Below are 1,489 nucleotides of genomic sequence, written 5' to 3'. Positions count from 1 at the left end.
GATGCGGCCGCGCGCCAAGCTCGGCGCGAACGTCGCAGCGGCGACGAGGAGGCGAGGGAGTCCAGCGGGCCGGAAACGGTCGTGCCCGAAGACGTGGACATGGAGGCGTTGGCCGGCATGGCCGCCCGCGCGGCCGACGATGCCGCCGCGCGTATGGAGCGCCTGCGGCGCGAGGGCCTCGAGGGCCTTGGCAAAGACGAGCGAGGGGAGGGCAAATGAGCGACATAGCCGCCCTATTCACCTGGGTGAACATACGATTCCTGCTGCAGGGCCTGGGCATGACGCTGCTGATATCCGCGCTGGCCATCCTGTGCTCGGTGGTGCTCGGCGCCGTCATCTCGGTCATGCGCACGTCGAACAGCCGCGTGCTGCGCGGCGTGGCCACGGTCTACATCGAGATATTCAAGAACACCCCGCTGCTCCTGTGGATCATGTTCACGTTCTTCGTGGCGCAGCTGCCGCCCATCGGCGCGGCGGTGCTCGCGTTCACGCTGTTCACCAGCGCGAGCGTGGCCGAGATCGTGCGCGGCGGCCTGGCGAGCGTGCCGTTCGGCCAGTACGAGGCCGCGAAGTCGCAGGGCTTCTCCACCGTGCAGACGTACCTGCTGATCATCCTGCCCCAGGCGCTGCGCAACATGGTGCCCGCACTGCTGTCGCAGTTCGTCACCACCATCAAGGACACGAGCTACCTCTGGGGCGCCATGGCGCTGCAGGAGCTCATGGGCCGCGGCATGATACTCATGAACAGCTACAACTCGACGGTGCAGATCTTCGCCATCTTCGGCATCATGGCGCTCATCTACTTCGTCGTGTGCTTCACGCTCTCGCAGATCGTGCGCGCCTATCAGCGCCGCCTGAAGGAGGCGCGCACGGCGTAGGGGTGTGACAAAAGGACGGGGATAATGTCACATTCCTGGAAGTTTCGCAGGGTCGTACCGCGTCGAGGAATGTGACATTATCCCCGTCCTTTTGTCACACCTACTGTGCGAGCGCCAGGTACGGCAGGTACGCCTGCGCGCTCTCGGGGACGGCGAGGGTGACGTTCTGGCCGTAGGCCGAGATGGTGACGTAGCCTGGGTCGTCGTAGGTGGTGATGGTGCCGTCGATGCCCGCGTACGACCCGTCCACGGTGCCCGACTCCACGGCACCCGCGGGCAGCGCGGCGGCCTGCCAGCTGTCGATGTCCAGCTCGGCCACGAGCGCGTCCACCTGGTCGGCCGTGAGGCCGGTTGCGGCGGCTATGTCGTCCTTGCGTTCGTCGATGGCGCTCTTCACCTGGCCTTTGAGGTCGGTTGCGTCCATGGCGGCGTTCGCGACGGCGGCCTTGGCGCCCTGCGCCGCATCGCTCACGGGGCCGAGCGAGGTGTTCGAGAACACGACGACGCCCACGCCGACGAGCACGACGACGGCGAGCAGGGCGAGAAGCGCTCCGAGGACTTTCTTCATGAGGTGCCTCCTTGCGGTTTGGATGGCCTGCGCGGCATGCGGT

General features: G+C 66.6%; 3 protein-coding genes. 2 read left to right on the top strand and 1 reads right to left on the bottom strand.

Annotated features, from left to right (window positions below; all coding sequences use genetic code 11):
- Together GPA_RS20280 and GPA_RS14530 are read left to right on the top strand one after the other, a co-directional pair.
- On the top strand, positions 1-219 hold a 219-nt coding region (locus tag GPA_RS20280), incomplete at its 5' end, for a hypothetical protein (protein ID WP_041239716.1).
- Positions 216-878, top strand: coding sequence for an amino acid ABC transporter permease (locus tag GPA_RS14530; protein WP_015540346.1), 663 nt, complete (start codon positions 216-218; stop codon positions 876-878). The genes GPA_RS20280 and GPA_RS14530, both read left to right, overlap by 4 nt.
- 100 nt (positions 879-978) lie before the next feature.
- Here the strand turns inward: GPA_RS14530 and GPA_RS14525 are convergent, their stop codons facing one another.
- Positions 979-1,446: a hypothetical protein gene (locus GPA_RS14525; RefSeq protein ID WP_015540345.1), complete on the bottom strand. Its 468-nt coding sequence runs from the start codon at positions 1,444-1,446 to the stop codon at positions 979-981.
- Positions 1,447-1,489: the final 43 nt, after the last annotated feature.

Origin of the sequence: Gordonibacter pamelaeae 7-10-1-b (genome assembly GCF_000210055.1) — a bacterium.
Lineage (GTDB): Bacteria > Actinomycetota > Coriobacteriia > Coriobacteriales > Eggerthellaceae > Gordonibacter > Gordonibacter pamelaeae.
Note: the sequence above shows the minus strand (reverse complement) of the source record. Positions and strands in the feature narration are given on the sequence as shown.